The following is a 21,494-nucleotide window of genomic DNA, read 5'->3' as shown; positions in this document are numbered from 1 at the left end:
ATTTACCCAAATTTCGGTATTGCTTAAAGAGATCATCATAGCGATCCAATCCTATAATGAAGCCCGCCAGTTCATCCGGGAAAACCGGTTATGGAAATGGATCCTTTTACCCGGGCTTATCTACACCCTGCTATTCCTTATCGGCATGTATTTTTTTATTGGCTCGGCCACAAGTGTGATCGAATACCTCACCCGGGTTTCGCACGTGAGCGAATGGATACAACGCCTGGAAAACAGTTGGGTGGGTTTTCTCTTTGCCCTGGCTGGCATGATGCTCTGGTTACTTCTATTGTTATTTTACTTCTCGCTGTTCAAATATGCCTGGCTCATCATTGGTTCGCCCATCTTTACCTATCTGAGTGAAAGGACGCAAGCCATCCTGGAGAAAAAAGAATTCACCTTCAACAGGCGGCAATTCTTTCGGGATGTATCTCCCGGTGTAAAAGTGGCCCTGCGTAATTGTGCCTGGCAAACCGGTTATTTATTCCTGCTCATGCTATTTTCCATGGTCCCCCTGGTTGGTATGATCGCCCCGGTTATCGCCCTCTTTGTAGAGTGCTATTACTATGGCTATTCCATGATCAGCTATAGCCTTGACCGGGAAAAAGTAGCCCCTGAAAAAAGCGCCGCCTTTATCAAGGAACATAAGGGCCTGGCCATTGGAAACGGGATCATTTTTTACCTGATGCATATTGTCATCATCTTTGCCCCGGCCTACGCCATCATCGCGGCAACCCTGAGTGTTCATAAAGTAAAACCGGCATGAAAAATTCTTCCACGGGAACGGTCTATCTGATCCCAGCCCCACTGACGGATGAAGGCATTGCCGGAATCTCCCCGGAAATAAAGGAGGCCATTGCCCAATGCCAGGTATTCTTTACCGAAAATGAAAAGGACGCGCGCCGGTATTTTAAAAAACTCTGGAAAGAAATGGTGATCGATGACTATGAATGGCATGCCATCCATGGTCGGGAAGAAGAAGCCCTGCCTTCATTCAGGCAAAGGCTGAAAGAAGGTAAGATCATTGGTATCGTCAGCGATGCAGGTTGTCCGGGTGTAGCTGACCCGGGTCAATTATTGATCGCGGAAGCTCAGGAAATGGGGGTTACCATCAAACCTCTGGTGGGACCAAGCTCCATCCTTCTGGCCCTGATGGCGAGTGGAATGAATGGACAGCAATTCCATTTTCATGGGTATTTGCCCATCGAGGCCCAGGAAAAGATAAAAGTGATCCGACAGATCGAGACCCGATCGGCCAGGGAAAATTGCACCGAACTATTTATAGAAACGCCCTACAGAAATAATCAAATGCTGGATACGCTCCTGCAGCATTGTAACCCGGAAACAAAAATTGGTGTGGCTGTCTCGCTGACCGATAAGGAAGAGTGGGTGCGCACAAAAAAGGTAAAGGACTGGAAAAAAGAGAAACCTGACCTGCACAAGAAACCTGCTATTTTCTTGTTGTATGCCTATGGCGCCCTTTAGCGTCCCGGAGGTAAATTCACCACAAAGCCCCAGGTTTATTCGGGGTCGCGCATCGAGATAATGCTATCCACAATATACCGCGAGTTTCCACGCCAGGGTAATACACCATTGTATTCTTTGTAATGGAGATCGAATATCTTACCTGCATTTAACTTCAATACTTCAAATACCTCTTTGCTTTTGATCGAGAACTCAAACTCATTCGACTGGATGGCGCCAACTGTACGGCTTCTGATCCCTTCCTGAATGAGCTTGCCTTCATAGGTTTTGAAGATCTGTCCTTTCTTTACCGCATAGTTTAGGTATCCCGATTTTACCCCATCGCTGGTAAACGGATAGTAGTATTTCCAATAGATGAACCCCACAAGGAAGAGGACCATCACGATAACGAGTGTTCGCAAGAATTTCCGAAATCCGGAAGTCTTTTTTGGTGTTGAAGCTGTCAGGGGGTCCATTTATTGAATTTTATAACAAAATATTTTTAGCTAAAGGTAAATTATTGTATACATTTGTTCCCTCAATAATAAAAGAAGTGAAGAAACCTTTTATACATATCCAACCAGGCACCTCCAATGGAGTGGCTCGTAGGGTTGTTTCTTTACCGCGACGCCGACCTGTTATCTGACAGGACGAGCACCTCACCACGGCCCCTGTCAGTGGAAAATTCCCCAAACTATTTTTCGGATTGGTCATCCCTCACTGAACAATAGCGTTTCCAAAGTGGAAAATCATAAGATACTTATTCGTGTTGCCAATACTGGTGATCAGCATTTTGCTGAAACCATCACCACCGAAATGGCCGAAAGCGCCAAAGCCAGGGGGACCGGTATTGCAAAACGGTCGCCTGACTATATCGCCCAGAAAATGGAAGAAGGCAAGGCCGTGATCGCCTTTACCGACAAGGGAGAATGGGTGGGTTTTTGCTATATCGAGACCTGGAGCCATGGTGAGTATGTGGCCAACTCCGGGTTGATTGTAGCCCCTGCCTTTCGCAAGACAGGTGTTGCCAAAGGCATCAAAAAGAAAATATTTGACCTCAGCCGCCAACTCTACCCCGAAGCCAAGATCTTTGGTCTGACCACGGGGCTGGCAGTTATGAAAATCAATAGCGACCTCGGTTATGAACCGGTCACCTATTCCGAACTGACCCAGGACGAGGCTTTTTGGGCCGGTTGTAAAAGCTGTGTCAACTACGAGATCCTGATGAGCAAGGAAAGAAAGAACTGTTTCTGTACCGGTATGCTGTATGATCCCAAAGACCACTATGAGCCGGAGGAGACCAGCAAATTCTTTGCTGAAAATAAGAATCTCTTTGAACGGCTGATACGGATCAAAAAATGGCGGTTCCTCAAACCCTTCCTGAAAAAGGAAAACGGTGGAGGGAATGGCCAAAGCAAACCAAAGTCATTCTTCCACTATCTGTTTCACCTGTAAATAAAGGAACCATGAGCAAAAAGATCGTTTTAGGATTCAGCGGAGGATTAGATACCTCATACTGCGTGAAATACCTGAGCGAAGAGAAAGGCTATGCCGTACATAGCATCATTGTCAATACAGGAGGATTTGATGCCGATGAACTCAAACGCATCGAGGCCCATGCCTATGCCCTGGGGGTTAAATCCCATACTACGGTGGATGCAGTACACACCTACTACGACCGGATCATCAAATACCTGGTATTTGGTAACGTGCTTAAGAACAATACCTATCCCCTGAGTGTAAGTGCCGAAAGGTTGAGCCAGGCCCTGCATATTGCCGAGCATGTAAAAAAAGTGGGAGCCGATGCAGTGGCCCATGGAAGTACCGGCGCGGGGAATGACCAGGTTCGGTTTGACATGATCTTTCATATCACGATTCCCGGGGTAGAGATCATTACCCCGATCCGCGACCTGAAACTGAGCCGCGAAGAAGAGATCGCCTACCTCAAGGCAAAAGGCGTACACATGAATTTTGACAAGGCGGTCTATTCCATCAATAAAGGTCTGTGGGGAACGAGTGTAGGCGGAAAAGAGACCCTTTCCTCCAAAGGCATGCTCCCCGAGGAAGCCTGGCCTACACCTTGCACCCGGCAGGATAGTGAGCAGGTAAAACTGGGTTTTGAAAAAGGACAGTTAATAAAAGTAAACGACAAGAGCTTCCCCCATCCCGTAGAGGCCATTCAATATCTTCAATCCATTGCAGGCCCGTTTGCGATCGGACGTGATATCCATGTGGGTGATACCATCATTGGCATTAAAGGCCGCGTAGGATTTGAAGCCGCAGCTCCGATGATCATTCTCAAAGCCCACCATGCTCTCGAAAAACATGTATTGACCAAATGGCAATTGCAGTGGAAGGACCAGCTCGCCCAATTTTATGGGAACTGGCTTCATGAAGGACAGATACTGGATCCTGTTATGCGGGATATAGAGGCCTTTCTGGAAAACAGCCAGCAACAGGTGACCGGTGATGTTTTTGTCCAATTACTCCCCTACCGCTTTCAGGTAACCGGCATCGAAAGTGCCTATGACCTGATGAGCAGCAAGTTTGGCAAATACGGAGAAATGAATACCGGATTTACCGGTGATGATGTCCGTGGTTTTAGCAAGATCTTTGGCAACCAGACCTCAATCTATTATTCAGTTAAAACAACCGCCGATGAATAGCATAAAAGTTGGTATCATCGGAGGTGCGGGCTATACCGGAGGTGAATTAATTCGTATACTACTACGTCACCCGTCGGTTGAACTCACATTTATCCATAGCCGCAGCAATGCCGGCAAACCCCTGTACAGCATTCACCCTGATCTGTTGGGGGATTCAGATCTCGTGTTTGCCGCTGACCTGAACTTTGATATTGATGTGCTCTTTCTTTGTCTCGGTCATGGAGAATCCACCCGTTTCCTTGCCGAAAATAAAATACCTGCATCGATACGCATCATTGACCTGGCCAATGATTTCCGGCTGGCGAAAGACGCGCAAAGAGATGACCGCCTTTTTGTGTATGGGCTGCCGGAACTGAACCGCGAATCCATCCGGAAGGCCAATCATATTGCCAATCCCGGTTGCTTTGCCACGGCCATCCAGCTCGGGTTGCTTCCCCTGGCCGCCCACGGATTACTTGGAGAAGTTTTCACAACAGGAATCACCGGGTCTACCGGTGCCGGGCAATCTTTATCGGCTACCTCCCACTTTAGTTGGCGAGCCAATAATATCCAGGCATATAAAACACTAACCCACCAACACCTGGGCGAAATAACAGAGTCGCTGCATAAAGCAGGGGCTGCAGAACCAAATATTCATTTTGTACCCTGGCGGGGTGATTTTACCAGAGGGATATTCATCAGTTCCCAGGTACGCTGTATCAAATCGCTGACGGAACTGGAGGATATTTACCGTAATTTCTATCAGCAACATCCCTTTACCCATCTCACTACCGAACCCGTCTTTTTGAAACAGGTAGTGAATACCAATAAGTGCATCATCCAGCTCGAAAAACAAGGTGATATATTGGTGGTACATTCGGTAATTGACAACCTTATTAAGGGCGCCAGTGGTCAGGCCGTACAGAACATGAATATAATGTCAGGCTTGAATGAAGAAGAAGGATTGGATCTGAAAGCCGGATATTTTTAACCTGAAATTTATTGCTAACTGATAAAGGCTAAAAGCCAAAAACCAAAGTAGATGAACTTATTCGACGTTTACCCGATCAACGACATCACCATCGTAAAAGCCAAAGGATCTTATGTTTGGGATGAAAAAGGAGAACAGTACCTGGATCTTTATGGTGGTCATGCTGTGATCAGCATTGGACATACTCACCCCCATTGGGTAAAGAGAATCGAGGAGCAGTTAGAAAAAGTGGCATTTTATTCTAATTCTGTCCGTATTCCCTTACAAAAACAACTGGCTGATAAACTGGGAAAAGTGTCCGGCAAAGAAGATTTCAACCTGTTCCTTTGTAACAGTGGCGCTGAAGCAAATGAAAATGCGTTGAAGCTCGCCTCCTTTCATACTGGCCGAAAAAAGGTCATCGCTTTTTCCCGGTCTTTTCACGGACGCACTTCCCTGGCGGTAGCGGCTACGGATAACAAAGCCATTATTGCCCCGGTAAATGAAACCGCAAATGTGGTTTTTCTTCCCTTCAACGATATCCAGGCATTGGAAGATTGTTTCCAGGAAATGGGCAATGAGATCTCCTCTGTAATTGTCGAAGGCATACAAGGGGTGGGCGGAATCCATGTTGCCGATGATAAATTCCTTAAATCGATCCGTTCCCTATGCGATCAGTACGGTGCCGTTTATATCGCCGATAGCATACAATGTGGTTATGGCCGCAGCGGGAAATTCTTTAGTCATGATTTTGCCGGTGTTCAGGCAGATATTTATTCCATGGCCAAGGGTATGGGAAATGGGTTTCCCATTGGTGGGATCCTGATCGCTCCGAAATTCAAATCCAAACATGGCATGCTGGGCACCACCTTTGGAGGTAACCACCTGGCCTGCGCTGCCGCTCTGGCCGTGTTGGAAGTAATAGAAGAAGAGAAATTACTCGGCAATGCCGTGATGGTTGGAAAATACCTGCGTGAACAGTTGGAAGAACTTCCCGGGATAGTCAATGTCCGTGGCCGTGGTCTCATTATCGGTTTTGACGTGACTGAGGACAACAAGGACCTGCGGAAGAATCTTCTTTGGAAACAAAAGATTTTTACCGGTGAAGCCAAACCCAATGTCATCCGGCTCCTTCCCTCTCTCGCCCTCAAAAAGCGCGATGCGGAAGACTTTATTGAAGCCGTGAAAGAAGAACTGACCCTAACAGCTAATAGCTAATAGCCAAAAGCTATTAACTTTTCGTTTTATAACTATACTAAATGAAACACTTCATTTCTGTAAACGATGTCACCAACATCGATGCATTGGTTAAAAAGGCACTGGCCTATAAGAAGGCCCCTTTTGCCGATAAAAAACTCGGTGCGGGTAAGCGGATCGGTTGTCTTTTTCTCAATCCGAGTATGCGTACACGTTTAAGCACCCAGATCGCTGCGCAAAACCTGGGAATGGAGCCGATCATATTTAATGTCGGCAATGAAGGCTGGCAATTGGAATTTGAAGAAGAGGCCATCATGAGTGGTACCACCGTGGAGCATGTTAAAGATGCCGCGCCAATCTTTGGGCATTATTTTGATATCCTGGCCATTCGTACCTTTCCTACACTCAAAAACAAAGAAGAAGACTATAGCGAACTATATATCCAGCAGTTCATTAAATACGCCGGGATACCCGTGGTAAGCCTGGAAAGCGCGACATTACATCCTCTCCAAAGCCTGACCGATATCATTACGATGACCGAAGAAATGGCGAAATGGAAGAAAAAAAGAAAACCAAAGATCGTAATGACCTGGGCTCCCCATATCAAACCGCTTCCCCAATGCGTGGCCAATAGCTTTGCGCAGTGGGTCAATGCCTGGGGTAAGGCTGATTTTGTGATCACCCATCCAAAGGATTATGAACTCGATACCCAATTCTCCGGAGAGGCTGAGATCACGTACCAACAGGACAAAGCGCTTAAGAATGCCGATTTTGTGTATGTAAAGAACTGGAGTACCTATACTGATTATGGGCGCATTTATGAAAGCGACCCAAAATGGATGCTCACCAATAAAAAACTGGCACTTACCAATCAGGGAAAAGTGATGCACTGTCTGCCGGTCAGAAGAAATGTAGAATTGAGCGATGAAATACTCGACGGGCCACATAGTCTGGTGACCAGAGAGGCCTCGAACAGGGTATGGGCTGCACAAGCCGTATTGGCTGAGATCCTGAAAAGCGCGAAATAATGGAAACGCTATACATCGTCAAGATCGGGGGGAATATCATCGATGATGAACAAAAACTGACCCCTTTCCTGCGGGAGTTTGCGGCACTCGATGGACATAAGATTCTTGTTCATGGAGGAGGCAAGCTCGCTACGCGGTTGGCGGAGAAATTGGGTGTATCCCAGAAAATGATCGATGGACGACGTATCACCGATAAAGAAACCTTGCAGATCGTCACCATGGTTTATGCCGGTCTGGTCAATAAGACGATCGTGGCCGAATTACAATCCCTTCAATGCAATGCCATCGGGCTTTGCGGGGCTGATGGTGATTCCATTCTCGCGCATAAACGTAAACATCCGGTGATTGACTTTGGCTATGTAGGGGATGTGGATGTGGTCAACCGCCAACTCATTGATGGATTGCTGCGCCAAAACCTGGTGATCGTATTTGCACCCATTACCCACGATCAGGAGGGACAATTATTAAACACAAATGCCGATACCATCGCCCAGGAGCTCGCCCGCGCCATGAGCAGCGACTATGCGGTTCACCTGGTCTATTCCTTTGAGAAAAGCGGGGTATTGCTCGACGCCAATGATGATGAAACGGTGATCCCCGTGATCAACCCGTCTTTTTATCAGCAATTAAAGTCCGAAGAAAAAATATTTGCCGGCATGATCCCCAAACTGGACAATGCCTTCTCCGCCCTGAAAAGCGGGGTGCAAAAAGTAATCATCGGCAAAGCGGAAAAATTAAGCGAACTGATCAAAGGCAGTTCCGGTACAACCATACAGGATGAGTAAACACATTGATACATTATACGCAGAAGCGGTCCAGTTATTAAAGGAACTGATCGCCACCCCTTCCTTTAGCAAAGAGGAAGCGGAGACTGCCGGTATTCTTTGCCGGTATCTGGGCAAAAAGGATATTGTTCATTCAAGGGTAGGGAATAATGTGTTTGCAAAAAATAAATACTACTCCGATTCCAAACCCACGCTCTTACTCAATTCCCATCACGATACGGTAAAACCAAATAAAGGATATACCCTCGACCCCTTTCAACCCATTGAAAAAGATGGCCGCTTATACGGTTTGGGGAGCAATGACGCCGGTGGTTGCCTGGTATCATTGATCGCTGCCTTTCTCTATTTTCATGAACGGCAGGATCTGGCATTCAATGTGGTGTTGGCAGCAACAGCCGAAGAGGAGATCAGTGGTACACAGGGAATCGAAATGGCCCTGCCCCACCTGGGGTCAATTGATTTTGGTATAGTTGGTGAACCTACAAAATTAGACCTGGCGGTAGCCGAGCGGGGCTTATTGGTCATTGACTGCACAGCAGAAGGAAAAGCCGGTCATGCGGCACGAAACGAAGGAGAGAACGCGCTTTATAAAGCTTTGGATGATATTCAATGGATCCGTTCCTATCGATTTGAGCGGGAAAGTGATCTTCTTGGCCCGACGCGAATGACGGTTACCATAATTCAAACAGAGAACCAGCAACACAATGTGGTACCCCCGGTGTGCAAATTTGTGATCGATGTCCGTGTCAATGAATGTTACCGTTTTGAGGAGGTCCTCGCCATCCTCGAACAGAACCTGAAAAGCAGCTTCCAACCAAGGAGCACCCGGATGAAATCATCCAGCATTGCACTCGATCATCCTCTGGTAAAAGCAGGCCTTTCCCTGGGAAAGAATCATTATGGCTCACCCACGACCTCTGATAAAGCCCTGATGCCCTTCCCTACCCTCAAGATGGGCCCTGGTGACAGTGCCCGCAGCCATACCGCTGACGAATTTATTTACCTTGCTGAAATAAAAGAAGGTATTGATACCTATATCAAACTGATCAATACCATTTCCCTATAATCCGCATAACCCATGAAATCCATTTAATTTGTTTATTCCTTGAAATCCGTGTAATTCGTGTTTTCCGTGTAATTTGTATTATTCGTGTAATTAGTGTCTCATGAAACTCTGGCAAAAAAACCAAGCCTCTCTCGCCCAGGTCGAAAAGTTCACCGTCGGCCGGGATAAGGAATTTGACCTGCAACTCGCACCATTTGACGTGCTGGGTTCAATTGCCCATGTGATAATGCTGGAGAAGGTGGGATTGTTACAAAAAGATGAAATGGAGGAATTGGTGTCTGCCCTTCGATCCATTTATCAGGACATTGACGAGGGGAATTTTCAATTGGACGAAAGTGTAGAGGATATCCATTCCCAGGTCGAACTCATTTTGACCAGGAAATTGGGGGATACCGGTAAGAAAATACACAGCGCTCGCAGTCGCAATGACCAGGTGCTTGTAGATATCAAGCTATACCTGCGTCACGAACTGGAATCCCTGGTCCATACCATCGCCCCCTTTTTTGAATTACTGCAAACAAAAAGCGAAGCACATAAAGACGACCTGTTACCTGGTTACACCCATCTGCAATTGGCCATGCCTTCTTCCTTTGGATTATGGTTTGGTGCTTATGCGGAGAGCCTGGTTGATGACCTCATCACCCTTCAATCCGCTTATGAGGTGGTGAATAAAAATCCCCTGGGTTCCGCTGCCGGATATGGTTCTTCCTTCCCGATCAACCGAAGCCTGACCACCCGTTTACTTGGTTTCTCCGATCTGAATTACAATGTGGTCTATGCTCAAATGAGCCGGGGTAAAACAGAACGAATTGTTGCACAGGCGCTGGCCAACCTGGCAGATACCTTGTCGAAAATGAGTATGGATGCCTGCATTTTCCTGAATCAGCACTTTGGGTTTATTTCATTCCCCGCCGAACTTACCACAGGCAGCAGCATCATGCCGCATAAAAAAAACCCGGATGTGTTCGAACTTATCCGAAGTCATTGCAATCGGATCAAAGCGCTTCCCAACGAGATCATGATGATGACAACCAATCTGCCTTCAGGTTATCATCGCGATCTTCAATTGCTAAAAGAACATTTATTTCCGGCTTTCTCTACCTTGCGTGACTGTCTTCAAATGGCAGGGCTGATGTTCCAGCATATGGAGGTTAAAAAGGATTTGCTGATGGATGAAAAATTCAAATACCTGTTTAGCGTAGAGGAAGTAAATAAACTGGTCAACCAGGGAATGCCTTTTCGGGATGCCTACAAAAAAGTAGGACTGGATATTGAAAATGGCCATTTTACTTATGATACCCATATTCAACACACACACGAAGGCTCGATCGGTAATCTGTGTAATCCTGAAATCAGGAAACAGTGGGATACCGTTTTCAATAAATTTCCGTTTGGAGAAATTAATCGTGCCGAAGAATTGTTGGTAAAGAACAAATAAGGAATATAAAATAAGGAATAAGGAAGGGGTTGTCCTACTTCCTTATTCCTTATTTTATATTCCTTATTTCTTATTTCCTACAGCCCGTTCTCGCTGACCAGCCAAACAATCGCTGTCATCGCAATCGCTCCCAATTCCAGTTCTCTTTTATTTACTGCTTCAAATACATCATTGGGTGCATGGTGGTGGTCAAAATAACGTTGGCTATTGGGATTAACACCGCACATCACCGTGCCAAGTCTGCGCAGGGGGCCAATATCTGCGCCACCACCACCATCAGGCATATCATACACACCATAGGGCCTGAAGAGGGGTAACCAGGTCCGGATCTTTGCCACCTGTTCGGGCTTACCGCTTAATCCCAATGTCTCTACCCCAAATCCTCCGGCATCGCTTTCGGCAGCAAAAAGGTGCATTTCTTTATTTTTTTCGGCAAAATCAGCATAGGCCTGACCGCCTCTCAACCCATTCTCTTCATTCATAAACATTACAGCGCGGATGGTGCGTTTCGGTTTCCAACCCAGCGCCTTAATGGCACGGATCACTTCAATGCTTTGAACACAGCCGGTTCCATCATCATGTGCCCCTTCACCCAGGTCCCAACTGTCCAGGTGACCTCCTACTGTCAGTATCTCCTCGGGTCTTTCGCTTCCCCTTATTTCTCCGATCACATTAAAGCTTGGCACATCCGGATAATGGCGGCAATTCATTTTTACAAATAATTCTACCTTCTTTGTTTTGGCCAGCAGGTTGTGCAGCCATTCCGCATCCAGTGTGCTGCACGCCAGGGCGGGGATGGAATCCACTCCCAATTGATATCGTGTTGCCCCGGTATGCGGGTTATTATCAAGCGCATGGGTCACACTGCGGATCATGACTGCCACAGCGCCAAGTTTAGCAGCCTCTACGGGACCATTGCTCCTGTACCTTACCGCATCTCCATACCCCCCTTGCACCAATTCCGGGCGCATGGGATAATTAAAGAAAACGATCTTCCCTTTTACTTTTTCTGCCCCCAGGGCCTTTAATTCGTCAAAATTTGCGACCTCCACTACCTCGGCCTTTAAACCGGCTGCGGGTGTTCCTATACTCATGCCTAAGGCGCAGACAGAAAGCTCCTTTTTCGAACCACCCCAATACACGATCCCCTTTTCTTTGGCGCCTCGTTCCCATCGCGGAACCATACAGGGTTGAAGCCAAACTGTATCGGCCCCTGCTTCGCGTAACATACGTGCTGTTTCCTGTACCGCTTTTTCGGCCTTGGGTGATCCACTCAACCGGGGACCGACTTTTTTACATAGAAAATGTAGATTGGAATAGGCTTTGCCATGTTGAAGTATCTCATTGGCAATCTGCCGAATGGCCACAGAATCGGGGTTTTGGCCAAAGAGAGAAATAAATATCACAGAAAATCCAAACAAAAGGGCTGGTTTTCTCATTGCAGTTGGTTTTGGCTTAAAGCTAAAGAATCGCTGTTTTTGTAACAAATATTTGATGACTGGTGGAACCATTCACGTTTATTCCTGTTTAACTTGCACAAATTATCTTAATATTACGCCTGAAATGAAGATCGGTATTGTTTGTTATCCAACGTTTGGCGGTTCCGGAGTTTTGGCCACAGAATTGGGCAAGGCCCTGGCCGATAAAGGCCACCAGGTGCACTTTATCACCTATCAACAGCCCGTACGCCTGGCTGCTTTTACTCCCAACATTATGTATCATGAGGTCCAGGTTCCTACCTACCCCTTATTTGATTACCCACCTTACGAAACGGCCCTGGCCAGTACCCTGGTGGATGTGATCAAGAATCACCAGCTCGACCTGTTGCATGTACATTATGCCATTCCCCACGCTGCGGCGGCCTATATGGCCAAACAGATACTCGCAAAAGAAGGAATGGAAATCCCGGTTATCACTACCCTTCATGGTACCGATATTACCTTGGTAGGCCGCGATAAGACCTATGAACCGGTGGTTACTTTTTCCATCAATGAAAGCGATGCCATTACCGCAGTATCCAATAACCTGCGGGATGAGACCTATAGCCATTTTAAGATCACGAAGGAGATCGAGGTTATCTACAACTTCGTAGATGTTAGCCGTTTTCAGAAAAAACCATTTGACGCCTTCCGCAAAGTGATCGCGCCCAATGGAGAACGTATTCTCCTCCATGCCTCCAACTTCCGAAAATTAAAAAGGGTACAGGATGTAGTAAAGATTTTTGCCGGCGTGCAAAAAGAGATCCCATCCAAATTGCTCTTTGTGGGTGATGGCCCTGAACGGATGACAGCGGAGGAACTGTGCCGCAGCCTGCACCTTTGTGATCATATCCAATTCGTAGGTAAACAGGAACAAATGGAAGATATTCTCGCTATTGCGGATCTCTTCCTCCTTACTTCTGAATACGAAAGCTTTGGATTGGCGGCCCTTGAAGCCATGGCAGCTGGTGTACCTGTTGTTTCCACCAATGCAGGTGGATTAAAAGAAATCAATATAGATGGCGTAACGGGATATATGGGCGATGTAGGTGATGTGGAAACCATGAGCAAACAAGCCCTGAGCATACTGAGAGACGATGCCACCTTAAAAGGATTTAAGACCCGGGCGGCAGAACATGCCAGACAGTTTGATATACATCATATCATTCCGGTGTACGAGAAACTTTACGAGCGGTTTCTTTAATTTACTATTTTCTTCTGAGCCAGATTTCCGGGTTCACATTTTTACTCTCATCCATCAGGATAAAGTCGATTTTTCCGCCATTCCCTTCATCGTCATTTCCTGCACGGCCAAGTACCTGTCCCTGGCTTACCTGGTCCCCTTTCTTAACGGTTACCCCGGTAAGGTTGCTATAGGTGGTAAAATATTTTCCATGACGGATCACCACGATCACTTCATCGGCCAAACGGCTCACACCCGCTACTTCTCCTTTGAATACCGCTTTTACCGGAGTCCCAGGATTGGTGGAGAAAGTAACGCCGGGATTATCGTCGATCAGTGGTTTGCTTTTCTCGGAGAGGTAATATTCATAGCGGCCAAATTTGAGTTTTACATCCCCCACAACCGGCCAGGGTAGTTTACCCTTATTCAGTTCAAAGTTATCATTCAGGGCAACATCCGCTTCGGTCAGGTCCAGGTAGTTTGTTTTCGCCGGAGCGGTGGTCGGTTTATTGTTGACGGCCCCCACATCCGCGTTCCCAGTCTTAGGCTTGTCAGCGGGTTTATTGGCTGCTTCTTCCGCAGCCTTTCGTTTGGCTTCCCGTATCGCTTCATCCTTGGCCCTTCGCACGATCGCATCAATCTGGTTCTGGAGATCACGGAACCTTTTGCGTTTGGCCGTGAGTTCCTTCTCGATATCCTTTTGTTTGGATTTCAGTTGGTTCACCACCAGACTTTGTTCCCGTTTGGTGCCTTCCAGCTTTTTGGCCTCATCGGCCTGTGCATCCAGTACTTTGTTCTTCTCGTTTTTCTTACCGATCATTTCCTCCTTGCGTTGCTCGATCTTCCGTTGAGTTTCCTGGATATTCTCCACCTGTTGCTGCCGATAGGTTCGGTAGCTGCGCAGATAGGCGATACGCTTCAAGGCATCGGCAAAACCATTGGCGGAGAAAATGAAATTGAGAAAATTAAAGGTACCGCGGTTCTTATAGGTGTACACGATACTCTTGGCATATTGTTCTTTTAGGGTATCAAGCTGCTTCTGCAGCCGATAGATTTCAATATTGCTCAGATATAGGTCGTCGTTGATAAACTTGATCTCCCGGCTGATCGTACCCAATACCCGGTTCTGGAGGTCGAGCTTGCGTTTGATCAACCCCAACTGGTTGATGGATTGCCGGGTTTGACCCTGTACCTTGTTGTACATCCCTTCGATCTCTTTGATCTCGTTCTGAATTTCCTGTTTCTCCTTCTCGATCTTCTCTTTTTCCACCTGGGCCACAGCGGACACAGTCAACAATAACATCCAGACTCCGATAAAGATTTTCTTTTGCATGGGTATTGGTGTGTTTTCGGTAAAAAAGATATAACGGTCAATTGGTTGCTTAATTATCCCTTAATTGATCCTTGTATAATTTTTAGGAATTGTAAAGGGAAATGTTAACGTTTCATTAAACTCATACTGCTTAAAATTAAGCTTTATATCCAATTTTGTCTTCTCCGTAACAGTAATTATTCGATTGGTGGAAAAAGGAACCCCTTTCTTATTTTCATATTCCGCATAATTCAAATAGGCTGTACGGTTCCGGAGCACATCCACATCATCCAGTTTGCTGTTCAATACCAGGTGATCATTGTCATTGAAGGTGATCAGGTGTTTAAACCATTCGCCATAGCTCAGCATGGAGATCATATTCGCAGAGGTTGAATAGGAAACAAAATTGGTATCCAGGAATACAGGGTTACCAATGATCAGATCCTGAATCGATCCGAGGTCAAAAGGCAGGGAGACGATCTCCTGAAGATATTCCATGGAGCGGGCCTGGTATTCCTTATCGAGTTTATTCAGGATGAAAATGCTGTCTTTTGTGACCAATACCCGCATGCCTTCAATACCCAACGCGCCGTTGACAGAGAACCAGGCCACACTGTCTTTGAATAGGCGGACAAATACATTTACATCATACTTCTTTCCGTCGCCCCCTACATAATCCACCCCGATCTTGGCGGAAAAGGTCTTGTATTCAATGCGGTTATTATTTAATTTCTCAAAAGCCAGGTCAATGAATCTTGCCGTATCAGCCTTCCCATCATTTACGAGTACGACTACCGCCGAGGAGTCTTTTTTGGCTATGGCCGTTTGAATCTGCTTGGTGGACCGGCAGGAGAACAGGGCCAGGGTGGAAAAAAATGCAGCAATTAAAAAAAGCGATTTATTCATTTAGATTATGGGATTCATGATGCCAATGCTCAACTTATTTTTCTAAGATGCGGGAAATACAGGATTTCCACGAATTTACAGTATAACCTTTTTATGTACTTATTGTTTTCCGGTATGACCAAATCCCCCTTCTCCCCGTTGTGACTTCTCCAATTCGCCCACTTCCTCCCATTTAATCTGGGTCACCTGTTGAAATACCATTTGCGCAATACGGTCACCGGGATGTATGGTTTGATCTTCGCTGGAAAGATTGACCAGAATGACCTTGATCTCTCCCCGGTAGTCTGCGTCAATGGTACCCGGTGTATTCAGGCAGGTGATTCCCTGTTTGATCGCCAATCCACTGCGGGGCCGCACCTGGGCCTCATACCCTTGGGGAATTTCCAAATATATACCCGTGGGTATTAACGTTCGCTCCAGCGGTTTAAGTACAACCGCTTCACTAAGTTCTGCCCGCAGGTCCATACCCGATGAGCCGGGCGTGGCATAGGCCGGAAGAGGATTAGCAGAACGATTAATGATGCGAATGGTCATATTTTTCTGGTAGCCAAAGGCTGATGGTTAATAGCTGTTAGCTATTAGCTGTTTTTTGATATTTGTACTCTGTTTATACTTCAATTTAAGCCCCTGAACTAAAAGCTAATAGCTAAAAGCCAATAGCTATAACTTTTCCACCAACACGGTCGCATACGCCACCACCCCTTCTTCCCGGCCTACAAAGCCCAATTTCTCGGTGGTAGTTGCCTTGATGGAAACATCCCGGATGGTTAATCCGGTGAGGTGGGCGATGGTTTCCTGCATGGCATGAACATAGGGTTTGATCTTAGGGGCTTCGAGACAAAGGGTGCTATCAATATTTACAACCCTGTACCCATGTTGGTGCAGCAGATCCATGGTGCGTTTCAAAAGAATTTTGCTGTCAATATCCTTGAATTCGGCCGAGGTATCCGGAAAATGGGTACCAATATCACCCAGTGCCAAAGAGCCAAGAATAGCGTCGCATATGGCATGGAGTAAAACATCAGCGTCGCTATGCCCTAATGCACCTTTTGTATGCGGGATCAACACCCCGCCCAACCACAGGTCACGCCCCTCAGTGAGGCGGTGAAAATCAACTCCGGAACCGATACGTAATGACATGAGGCAAAGGTAGGGCTAAATGCTTTTAGCTTCCAGCTATTAGCGTTTAGCTTTCAACAAAATTTACTTCGGGTCAATAATAAAAAAGGCCTCCGGAGAGGCCTTTTATAATAAAATCAAGTACAAGTTATATTCAATCGCAAATAGCCAATAGCTAACCGCTAATTGCTAAATTACTCGGCTCCACCCAGATCAAACACCAGCGAGAAACGCAGGGTATTTGACAAAGGGTTTCTGTCAACACCACTTCCGGAAGGAAGCAGGTAAGAGAAATCCAAACCAAAGCTGCTGTATTTGATACCCACACCGGTAGCAAAATAACGGCGGTTACCTTTTGTTTTGTCTTCGTGGAAATAACCGGCACGCAGAGAGAATTGGTCGTTGTAGGTGTACTCAGCACCAACAGATACCTGGAATTCTTTGATCTCTTCGCCAAAGCCACCAGGAGCATCGCCAAAGGAGCTAAACCAGCTTCCTACCACACCTTTGCTGTAATAATCGTCGATCTGTTGTTGGGAAGCAGGGCTTTCAGGAGGCGTAGGCACCAACAGTTTGTTGAGGTCCACACCAAACATCAGCTTGTTGCTTTCGTTGAATACTTTGGTATAAGTAGTTCCCAGGCCAAGGTTGGCGGGAATGAAATCTTTTTGATCAGCATTGTCGGTGTAAGAGATCTTTGAACCAAGATTGCTCAATACCGCACCAAATGCCCATCCCTGACCGGCTTCGTTATGTCCGTTGGTATAAAAAGAGATATCACCTGCAACAGCATTACCTGCTTTGTAGGTATTACCAGCGGCGGCACCTCCTGCGAGGTTAGAATAAATGTATTTCAAACCCACACCGATACCCGAACGCTGAGACAATTTGCGGGAGTAACCAAAATCCAATCCGAACTCACGGGGACGGAAAGTATTCAGGTCATTACCCTGATTGTCGGTGAACTGGATATTACCCAGGTTAAAATAACGAAGTGAACCAGAGATGGCCTGGTCATCATCTAATTTATAATAACCGGATACAGCGGCGAGGTAAACATCATTCAGGATCTGTTTCAGCCAGGGAGTATAGGAAGCAGAAATAGCACCCTTTTTTTCATTGAAAGGCGTTTTTGCCAGGTTCCAAAAACCAGAATTTGCATCCGGAGTGGTGGCAATGGCCAGATCACCCATACCGGCTGCACGGGCATCCGGGGCGATACGAAGAAATGGAACCGCAGTGGTCACTACATTCAATTTCTCCGCTTGTGCCGAAGAAAGCATGGGCACAAATACAGACATGATAAATGCTACAGCAGTTAGTTTAATAGCAGTTGGTCTCATCATTAAGAGTTTAAATTATTGGTGTGTAAATATATGGTAAAATGAAAATTTCAGTTCTAAAATGAAATTTTTTCTTCTGACAATCAAAAAACTACAAGTTTCTCGATAATGGTATTCGATTTCAATTGTGAAGTGGAGACCCGGAGTTTGTATAGGTATACTCCCCGGCCGATCCTGGCACCAAAATCATCGCGACCGTCCCATTCGACTTCACTTGAACGATTTCCGGGGGTGTTTATTGTCTGGGAAATACGCTTTATTATTTTTCCGGAGATAGTAAATATTTGAATATCAACCCTTAAGTCCTCACCCGGTCGGTTATGCTCAAACCAAAAATTCGTGTGTGTGGTAAAGGGATTGGGATAATTCAGTACTCGATTGATAATCAACGCTTCATCATCAACAACCTCAAAGGCCAGCTCGATCTCGGATGAATTGTTCATTACATCCCAGGCCTTGATCCTTAAACGATGGGGGCCAGGTTCAAAGACCGGTAGCTGAAAACGAAGGCTCCCCGCTTTGTAATTATCCGGGTCTGCTTCGTAAAAGTCATTTAAAATGAAGTAGTTATCATTATCATCATCAACGGTCACCACAATATCGTGCCCAATCCCGGATTGTATGGTATTGATCCCGGAGGAATCATTGAACCGGAGAACCAGCACCGGCCTTGCATTGGAAATACCCCCATTCACGAATTTTTCATCATTCAACCAGGCACGTATTCCGGGGCCTTCATTGTCGTTATCCACGATTCCGGTGTTTCCTCCGGATACAAACTGGGTGAAATATCCGCCGGCCTCCCGAGCTCCATCTTCCGCATAAAAACTCATTTTCCCATTCCCAAATGCCGGGTTAAGATCACGGGGAACCTTGAATTCCAGCTCAAACCGGCCATTCCTGACTGTTGACCGCCCCCGAAAAATGACAATATCCCTCACCTGAAAATCCCTGACCGGGCTGCCGGGATCATTCCCCAGGGTACTGGTGGTTCTTTCCTTATCAAAAACCGTTGTATACGCATTCCCCTGAAAACCGGTTTGGATATTGCCCTGTGGATCGGTCACCACCCCTTCGATCTTCACTTTTTCCATGGCACTCAGGGTATCTGACTGTCCTACCGGAACCCCATTGATCCGTTCCGCCCGAATCGACAAAGCAGGAAATCCAAGGGTAAGGGCCGGATCTCCAAGCAGGGTAAACTTCCGGTTATTGACGATATCCGTGGAATTTTGATAGGTGAAATTCTTGGCCTCTTTAACCGCTTCGCCAAGACTTCGATAGCTGCCGTCTGATTTTGGAGCCAGGGCAATGGCGAGGTAATTATTGTTCATCACCCGGTTACTAAAGGCAAAGACCAACCGTGTAGTGGTCATCAACGCAATGGCACCGGTTTTTTCACGTAACAACAGGTCTTCCCCAATGGACGGCGCGATTGGATTATCAAATGGAGCGAAATCACAGGTAGCGGTGATGAACAAAGGCAGTCGATTGGGATTGTTCCAGGAATTTACCTGATCCTGGTCCAGTACCACCTCCTCTGCCAAACGGCGAAAACTACCATGCCCACTGTAGTTCCAGATCAATGTGCCATTGATGACCCGGTTTCTGACGAGGTCATTCACCACGGGGTATCTTTCTGCTCCTGAAACCGTTTCCTGCGTAAAGGCATCCAGGTAAATTTTTTCGGCATCCAATAATGGATTTGCCTGGGCGGCAGTGGCTGTGATGATCTCGGCATCTTCGATATGGAGGTTCTGGTCTTCGTCATCTGCAATAAAAGTCATTTTGTTTCGCCACGGGCCAAGACTTGCCCGGTCATGATAGGCTATGACCTTATCCACATAGGCTGAAGCCTGTGATAACTGATTGGCCGGGATACGCCCGATTCCAATATCCAGCAGGTTGATGATCGCCTGCGAATTGATATCTTCCTGATCATCGAGGTAACCAAAAAAATCATCACTGGTATAAGTGCTGAGTGGATCCAGGGAGGCGCTGTGCTGATAACCCGGTACAAGATTGGTATTTCCCTGCAGCCTGTTTTTGTAATCAAATGAAGCATCGCCAAAGAGTGCCAGAAAACGTGGTGTGGATCCACCGGCTGTCCTGGCCCTGTCGTAAAACATCTTCAGGCAATTGCGAATGGCGGATGGATCAGGCTGTCCGGAGGAAAATTCCTGATAGATCTCGGTGGTGGTCAATACCGCCACTTCCAACTGGTTTCTTTGCCGGTGATACTGAGCAAGGCGGTTAGCCTGGGTTAAGAGAAAGGGGGGTGTAACAAGAATATAATCAGGAACTGCAAGCCCATGAATATCCTGGTTGGCGATACGGCCCTGGGCAATGGGTGTTAAATATCCCTGGAAGGCAATGTACTCTCTCAGGTCTGGGGCCTCATCGCGAAACCGAAATTCATTTCCGCTTAAAGTTCCCATCTTTCGTATGGGCGATAATGGATTTGTCACCTCCCATACCTGAACAGAGGCATTCGCCCCGGGTAAAACAAATTCTACCAGTGATTGCCCCACCAGACCGGGGTCGCGGAAATCCAATTGTGTACTACCTGTCAGATTGAGTGGCTTGCGATGAAAAATTTCAAACCAATTCAGCCAGCCCTGGGAATTAAAACTACCGGGCACATATGAATAGCTTAGCGTGAGCGCGGTGGTTGGGGCCGTGGTGGTGATCACCGATTCCTCCTCCCGGGCAAAAAGGTCATAGGCTCCGGAACTTGTTGCAGGAATCGTGATCTGAGCGATGATCGGATCATTAAGTTTCAGATCAAAACGCCCGGCCGTACCAATACTTCGGGCGATGAGCCGGCTCCGGACCGTGACCGGATTGCCAGGTAAAAAGCTACCAGGTATAGAGAAGGATCGGGTAAGGGTTTTGCCGGGAGCATCGGTGAACTCTTCACCATACCATTCCTTACCACTGGAAAGCAGGTTCACCGTATCCAATTCATGGACATACCGATAGAGGTATTCGTTGGTAATAACACTCGGCGATCCGGTAGCATTGGTTAAAGGTATCCTGGCTCCGGTTCCTCCGACCGTCAGAAAATAATATACGGTGTCTGAATAAAGGTTTTTTTGATGCCGGAAGGCATTGATCACCGGGTCAGGTCGCCAGGCGTCAGGGCCCGGGCTGTAAAAAAGTACCTGGTCATTTCCGTTGATGACTCCATCTCCCCCATCCTCCACCAGAATCGCATTTTCTACCAGGTCATCGGGGGGAATAACCGCGTTGGATTCCGGGAGCATTCCCCCGCCATACCCATACAAGCGCAGGGAGCCTGAGGCCAGATTGGCAGGAAGCCCCAGGGAGTTCAGAAAAGCGGGGTCCATCCGGTATACCCCGGCATTGGTGACCGCGATCCGGTACCAGTTACCGGTGGAAAGCAGAGAGTGGTCCCGATAGGTGCGCTGGCCCCTGGCGGCGAAACTGGTCAGGATCAAGACCATAGCTATCAATAAGCGGGATTTCGGGGAGGGTATAATCCACATACAAAAAAAGTAATTCTGCTTTTTCTCGTTTATCGAAAGTAGCTAAATTCG

19 protein-coding genes are annotated in these 21,494 nt (G+C 46.9%); 11 read left to right on the top strand and 8 right to left on the bottom strand.

Annotated features, from left to right (window positions below):
- Positions 1-19 precede the first annotated feature (19 nt).
- Together J0M30_05910 and J0M30_05905 are read left to right on the top strand one after the other, a co-directional pair.
- A complete protein-coding gene (locus J0M30_05910; protein MBN8667022.1) occupies positions 20-766 on the top strand; it encodes an EI24 domain-containing protein in 747 nt (248 codons plus the stop codon).
- Positions 763-1,485 carry an SAM-dependent methyltransferase gene (locus tag J0M30_05905; protein MBN8667021.1) on the top strand — a complete coding sequence of 241 codons (723 nt, stop codon included), beginning with the start codon at positions 763-765 and terminating at the stop codon, positions 1,483-1,485. The genes J0M30_05910 and J0M30_05905 overlap by 4 nt, the downstream gene beginning before the upstream one ends.
- A gap of 35 nt (positions 1,486-1,520) precedes the next feature.
- Here the strand turns inward: J0M30_05905 and J0M30_05900 are convergent, their stop codons facing one another.
- The gene (locus J0M30_05900; protein MBN8667020.1) at positions 1,521-1,940 is read right to left on the bottom strand and encodes a hypothetical protein; all 420 of its coding nucleotides are present in this window, start codon (positions 1,938-1,940) and stop codon (positions 1,521-1,523) included.
- A gap of 265 nt (positions 1,941-2,205) precedes the next feature.
- Between J0M30_05900 and J0M30_05895 the strand changes: the two genes are divergently transcribed.
- The 8 genes from J0M30_05895 (at position 2,206) to argH (ending at position 10,593) form a co-directional block, all read left to right on the top strand.
- Positions 2,206-2,919, top strand: coding sequence for a GNAT family N-acetyltransferase (locus J0M30_05895; GenBank protein ID MBN8667019.1), 714 nt, complete (start codon positions 2,206-2,208; stop codon positions 2,917-2,919).
- A gap of 11 nt (positions 2,920-2,930) precedes the next feature.
- Positions 2,931-4,130, top strand: coding sequence for an argininosuccinate synthase (argG, locus tag J0M30_05890; protein ID MBN8667018.1), 1,200 nt, complete (start codon positions 2,931-2,933; stop codon positions 4,128-4,130).
- A complete protein-coding gene (locus tag J0M30_05885; protein ID MBN8667017.1) occupies positions 4,123-5,100 on the top strand; it encodes an N-acetyl-gamma-glutamyl-phosphate reductase in 978 nt (325 codons plus the stop codon). The genes argG and J0M30_05885 overlap by 8 nt, the downstream gene beginning before the upstream one ends.
- Positions 5,101-5,151: 51 nt before the next feature.
- Entirely contained in the window at positions 5,152-6,297 is a 1,146-nt protein-coding gene (locus tag J0M30_05880) for an aspartate aminotransferase family protein (GenBank protein MBN8667016.1), read from the top strand.
- A gap of 41 nt (positions 6,298-6,338) precedes the next feature.
- Positions 6,339-7,304, top strand: coding sequence for an acetylornithine carbamoyltransferase (locus J0M30_05875; protein ID MBN8667015.1), 966 nt, complete (start codon positions 6,339-6,341; stop codon positions 7,302-7,304).
- Positions 7,304-8,089, top strand: coding sequence for an acetylglutamate kinase (gene argB / locus J0M30_05870; protein ID MBN8667014.1), 786 nt, complete (start codon positions 7,304-7,306; stop codon positions 8,087-8,089). The genes J0M30_05875 and argB overlap by 1 nt, the downstream gene beginning before the upstream one ends.
- Complete coding sequence (locus J0M30_05865) at positions 8,082-9,155, top strand: M20 family metallo-hydrolase (protein ID MBN8667013.1); 1,074 nt, start codon at positions 8,082-8,084, stop codon at positions 9,153-9,155. Before argB ends, J0M30_05865 begins: the two co-directional genes overlap by 8 nt.
- Before the next feature lie 100 nt (positions 9,156-9,255).
- Positions 9,256-10,593: an argininosuccinate lyase gene (gene argH / locus J0M30_05860; protein MBN8667012.1), complete on the top strand. Its 1,338-nt coding sequence runs from the start codon at positions 9,256-9,258 to the stop codon at positions 10,591-10,593.
- Between the two features lie 77 nt (positions 10,594-10,670).
- Here the strand turns inward: argH and J0M30_05855 are convergent, their stop codons facing one another.
- Complete coding sequence (locus J0M30_05855) at positions 10,671-12,032, bottom strand: M20/M25/M40 family metallo-hydrolase (protein MBN8667011.1); 1,362 nt, start codon at positions 12,030-12,032, stop codon at positions 10,671-10,673.
- 124 nt (positions 12,033-12,156) lie between these two features.
- Here J0M30_05855 and bshA point away from each other — a divergent pair, with 124 nt between their 5' ends.
- A complete protein-coding gene (gene bshA, locus J0M30_05850) occupies positions 12,157-13,275 on the top strand; it encodes an N-acetyl-alpha-D-glucosaminyl L-malate synthase BshA (protein MBN8667010.1) in 1,119 nt (372 codons plus the stop codon).
- 4 nt (positions 13,276-13,279) lie between these two features.
- Here bshA and J0M30_05845 read toward each other — a convergent pair whose 3' ends face one another.
- The 6 genes from J0M30_05845 to porU all read right to left on the bottom strand — a co-directional run bounded on the left by J0M30_05845 (position 13,280) and on the right by porU (position 21,401).
- Positions 13,280-14,587 carry a peptidoglycan DD-metalloendopeptidase family protein gene (locus J0M30_05845; GenBank protein MBN8667009.1) on the bottom strand — a complete coding sequence of 436 codons (1,308 nt, stop codon included), beginning with the start codon at positions 14,585-14,587 and terminating at the stop codon, positions 13,280-13,282.
- A 60-nt stretch (positions 14,588-14,647) separates the two neighbouring features.
- A complete protein-coding gene (locus J0M30_05840) occupies positions 14,648-15,472 on the bottom strand; it encodes a DUF4292 domain-containing protein (protein MBN8667008.1) in 825 nt (274 codons plus the stop codon).
- A gap of 99 nt (positions 15,473-15,571) precedes the next feature.
- Positions 15,572-16,006 carry a dUTP diphosphatase gene (gene dut / locus J0M30_05835; protein ID MBN8667007.1) on the bottom strand — a complete coding sequence of 145 codons (435 nt, stop codon included), beginning with the start codon at positions 16,004-16,006 and terminating at the stop codon, positions 15,572-15,574.
- A gap of 126 nt (positions 16,007-16,132) precedes the next feature.
- Entirely contained in the window at positions 16,133-16,612 is a 480-nt protein-coding gene (locus J0M30_05830) for a 2-C-methyl-D-erythritol 2,4-cyclodiphosphate synthase (protein MBN8667006.1), read from the bottom strand.
- A 173-nt stretch (positions 16,613-16,785) separates the two neighbouring features.
- Complete coding sequence (porV, locus tag J0M30_05825; protein ID MBN8667005.1) at positions 16,786-17,934, bottom strand: type IX secretion system outer membrane channel protein PorV; 1,149 nt, start codon at positions 17,932-17,934, stop codon at positions 16,786-16,788.
- Between the two features lie 83 nt (positions 17,935-18,017).
- Positions 18,018-21,401, bottom strand: a complete 3,384-nt coding sequence (gene porU / locus J0M30_05820) for a type IX secretion system sortase PorU (GenBank protein MBN8667004.1) — start codon at positions 21,399-21,401, stop codon at positions 18,018-18,020.
- Positions 21,402-21,494 lie beyond the last annotated feature (93 nt).

Source organism: Chitinophagales bacterium (assembly GCA_017303415.1).
GTDB lineage: Bacteria > Bacteroidota > Bacteroidia > Chitinophagales > Chitinophagaceae > SpSt-398.
The sequence above is the reverse complement of the archived record's forward strand: the minus strand, read 5'-3'. Positions and strand labels throughout refer to the sequence as shown.

Coding starts and splice junctions, on each gene's coding strand:
- J0M30_05855 (MBN8667011.1), bottom strand. CDS start 12,032: ATGAGAAAACCAGCCCTTTTGTTTGGATTTTCTGTGATATTTATTTCT.
- J0M30_05840 (MBN8667008.1), bottom strand. CDS start 15,472: ATGAATAAATCGCTTTTTTTAATTGCTGCATTTTTTTCCACCCTGGCC.
- J0M30_05865 (MBN8667013.1), top strand. CDS start 8,082: ATGAGTAAACACATTGATACATTATACGCAGAAGCGGTCCAGTTATTA.
- bshA (MBN8667010.1), top strand. CDS start 12,157: ATGAAGATCGGTATTGTTTGTTATCCAACGTTTGGCGGTTCCGGAGTT.
- porU (MBN8667004.1), bottom strand. CDS start 21,401: ATGGTCTTGATCCTGACCAGTTTCGCCGCCAGGGGCCAGCGCACCTAT.
- J0M30_05845 (MBN8667009.1), bottom strand. CDS start 14,587: ATGCAAAAGAAAATCTTTATCGGAGTCTGGATGTTATTGTTGACTGTG.
- argH (MBN8667012.1), top strand. CDS start 9,256: ATGAAACTCTGGCAAAAAAACCAAGCCTCTCTCGCCCAGGTCGAAAAG.
- argG (MBN8667018.1), top strand. CDS start 2,931: ATGAGCAAAAAGATCGTTTTAGGATTCAGCGGAGGATTAGATACCTCA.
- J0M30_05875 (MBN8667015.1), top strand. CDS start 6,339: ATGAAACACTTCATTTCTGTAAACGATGTCACCAACATCGATGCATTG.
- porV (MBN8667005.1), bottom strand. CDS start 17,934: ATGAGACCAACTGCTATTAAACTAACTGCTGTAGCATTTATCATGTCT.
- J0M30_05880 (MBN8667016.1), top strand. CDS start 5,152: ATGAACTTATTCGACGTTTACCCGATCAACGACATCACCATCGTAAAA.
- J0M30_05905 (MBN8667021.1), top strand. CDS start 763: ATGAAAAATTCTTCCACGGGAACGGTCTATCTGATCCCAGCCCCACTG.
- J0M30_05885 (MBN8667017.1), top strand. CDS start 4,123: ATGAATAGCATAAAAGTTGGTATCATCGGAGGTGCGGGCTATACCGGA.
- J0M30_05900 (MBN8667020.1), bottom strand. CDS start 1,940: ATGGACCCCCTGACAGCTTCAACACCAAAAAAGACTTCCGGATTTCGG.
- dut (MBN8667007.1), bottom strand. CDS start 16,006: ATGACCATTCGCATCATTAATCGTTCTGCTAATCCTCTTCCGGCCTAT.
- J0M30_05830 (MBN8667006.1), bottom strand. CDS start 16,612: ATGTCATTACGTATCGGTTCCGGAGTTGATTTTCACCGCCTCACTGAG.
- argB (MBN8667014.1), top strand. CDS start 7,304: ATGGAAACGCTATACATCGTCAAGATCGGGGGGAATATCATCGATGAT.